At 42.3% G+C, this 3,303-nt stretch carries 2 protein-coding genes; both read left to right on the top strand.

Going from position 1 to position 3,303, the window contains the following annotated elements:
* Nucleotides 1-2,231, top strand: a 2,231-nt coding sequence (locus AB4496_RS27145) for a fimbria/pilus outer membrane usher protein (RefSeq protein ID WP_372133043.1), incomplete at its 5' end; no start/stop codon positions are given.
* Nucleotides 2,232-2,234: 3 nt separating this feature from the next.
* Entirely contained in the window at nt 2,235-3,086 is an 852-nt protein-coding gene (locus AB4496_RS27150; RefSeq protein ID WP_102257752.1) for a hypothetical protein, read from the top strand.
* Nucleotides 3,087-3,303: the final 217 nt, after the last annotated feature.

Genomic DNA, 3,303 nt, shown 5'->3' on the forward strand with positions numbered 1-3,303 from the left:
AGATAGCTCAGTCGACTAAAAAATTGATTAACCCTGATACATTGGCTGCACTACGAGATTTTTCCGAAGAGTACATCACAGTCGAACAGTTGGATCGTATGGGTATCAATGCAACTTTTAACTCCTCCGAACAAAGCATAAATTTAGTGATTGATGAAACGGCTGCAGCTGAATTTTTGCTTTCGTTTGGTAGCAAATATGAACCCGCCCAATATTCAGAAAGCGCGTTTTGGACAGTACAAAATACACTGAATGCCAGTACGGATTACTCCTTATTCAACGACTCTAATGCAGAAGACACCCAAACTTGGCTTGGTGAATGGTTATTGAAATCCAATATTGGTGGCGTCCGAGGCGCTAATGTTGAAATATCTGGCTTTGTAACTGGTGGTAGCGATCTCAATTCCGACGTGTATCGAGGTGAAGCTCGCCTGTTCTTCGATGAACCAAATACCCCTTTTCGTCTAACCTTTGGTGATGTCACCCAAGCAAGTGCAGGGCACCTTCCTAGTACACCTCTCGGTGGCCTTGCTTTTGAACGTTTGTATCAAGACTTACAACCTACCCGAAACATCCAGAACGGAGGAACTCAACCGCTGGTATTGAATGAGAGTGCCGATGTGGAAATCTATATCAACGATGTTTTTCTCACCGAGATTCGATTACCCCCAGGTCGATATACACTTGATGATTTGCCTCTCGTTTCTGGTACCAATGACGTTCAGTTAGACATTAGTTATCAATCAGGCAGAACCGATACCATCGTTTATAGCCAGTTCTTTAACTCACGCTTATTAAGAGAAGGCATTTCTGATTTTGGCTTTTACTCTGGTTTAACGTCGACAATTGAAGATAACAACTTTAAGTATGACAACGAGCAATGGGTAACTTCTGGATATTACGACTATGGCATCAGCGATACCTTAACAGTCGGTGTAAATAGTTTGTACCACCCAGAAGGACAACAACTCGGTATGATTGCTACCGTTGGTTCCGATTGGGGTAATTTGGGGATTCGAGCCTCGGCACAAAACAACAAGCCCAATAATGAGACAGGTAGTATCTACAGCTTAGATTACTCTCATCAATTATGGGGAACTGACAGTTACGGCTCCCCAAACTTCCGTCTTGGTAGTGAATATCAAGAGAATTATTTCGCATTACCTTGGCAGATTACGGATGCGAATACTGGCCTCCGCGTCTTTTCAAACTACGTTTTCAGTATTACGGATAACCTGAGCTTAATCCTGAGCGGTGACTATCGTGATTTTGAAGAGGCAGAAGTACAATGGCAGGCCTCGACTGAAATTGCTTGGCAATTTTATAACGTGTCACTCTCTGCAGGTATCGAAAAAGAAGAAAACCCAAACGAAAACATTGACGAAACTCGCTTCACCTTTTCTGCTGATTGGGATTGGAACTCTGACGACGGCAAATACAATGCAAATGTATCTTACTCCAACGAACCAGACACCTATCGAGCTCAATTCCAACGTCCATCGGAGGATTATACTGGCAGCTATGGTTATGCGATGACGGCTGAAGGCGAGAGTGACTCTCAAACTTATTCAATCGAAGGTAATTATGTAGCAAACCGATTTATCACCGACGCTAAAGTTTCTCACCTAGCATTTGATAACTCAACAAACTACCAAACCGCTTCTTTACGAGCGAGTACTGCGTTTACTTTGGCTGACGGTAACTTGGCTTGGTCACGTCCAATCAATGGCCCTGTAGCAATCATCGCTGTCCATGACTCGTTAGATGCTGATGTAGAAATAAATGCGGTTGCAGACGATCCTGCAGAAGCAATATCTACCTATACTATAAGTAATGCAGTTCAGTTATCTGGAGGGCACCAATTATCCAGTATCTACATTGATGTACCGGATGCGCCAATAGGTTATAACTTCGGTGACCACGAATACAACATTACACCAGGTTCACAAACAGGCCATCTAATAAAAATTGGCTCGGCAGCATCGAAAACCATTATAGGTAAGATTGAGATCGGGCCAAAAACACCACTAAAACTTTTCCAAGGTCAGTTAGTTGGACAACAGAAAACATATGAATTTTTCACTAATCGATCAGGTAGGTTCGTTGTGGAAGGCGTTGCGCCGGGTGACTACACCATCGTCATAGATGGCTTTAGCCCAACAAAATTGAGCGTCCCAGAAATCAATGACAATCTGATTTATCTACCAACTTTACTTATTAAAGAGGGATAAACCATGAAACACTTACTTAAGTTCTCAGTGTTCGGTTTAGCCATGTTATCTCAACCGGTTTTGGCCGAATGCAGTGGCAAGTGGATACTTAACGTCGACAGAAGCAATGTTGAATTTAAGCGAGATTTAGCCGCTTATATTCCCGTTTATTTGGAGTTGTCGCGTGATATTCAGACCTGTCGATTCCCGACGGCCATAGTATCGGTCAACAATAAACAATCTAGCTATTTGAGTTCAATTGGAACAAATTTACCTCTGACTATTCTGGACAAAAACTTCCGCCAATTGAGCCACTTTCCTAGTAAAGGCTTTCAACTACCTCTGGATAACAGCCAAAGAACAAAGTTTTGGATAAAAGTGCCAGAGGCTAAAGTGGCCGCATCTGGTCATTATAACGGACTTCTTGAAGCCTCTATTTCCCTAGATAGAAAACAAGAGACAAAAAATGCCAAAGTGAAACTCAACGTACCAGCGTTTGTGGCTTTCAACTCAGTGCCTAACGCACCAAACCTTCAACGCTCAGGGAGCTCAGGTTATCGCTTCCAGCTTGGTGACCTTGAATCTAACCGAACCTATCGATCCGATTTTGATCTTCTTTCGAACTCGAATGTAAGATTGGTTGTAAAGCAGAGATATGGTGAGTTAAAACAGAAGTCGGAATCCAACGTCACGATCCCATATACATTGCGCTTTAATAACGCCTTAGTAAACCAGAAATCGGTCTATACCTTCTCAAACAATGAGGATACTAAGCGCTGGGGAGTTCCCCTTGAGGTGACGTTAGGTAACATCGAATTTGCGCGTGCTGGAAAATATCAAGATACGATCACGGTTGAAGTTAAAGCTATGCCTTAGAAATACGTACTTGAAAAGTCTGCCATTTATTTTTCGTTGGCCTTTTTAATTTCTTCTCTATGTTCTTCAATCAAAACCAAGATCATCCCATAAGCTCTTAAATATAGGCTTAAGATAATAGAACGACGCTCGCTGGTATCATTGATAATAAAAAGCCCCGCAAGCTTTCACTTGCGGGGCTTTTTTAGCTAATTTAGAAAAGGGCTAATTACTTACC

Source organism: Vibrio sp. 10N.222.46.A1, assembly GCF_041473595.1.
GTDB classification, from domain to species: Bacteria; Pseudomonadota; Gammaproteobacteria; order Enterobacterales; family Vibrionaceae; genus Vibrio; species Vibrio tasmaniensis_A.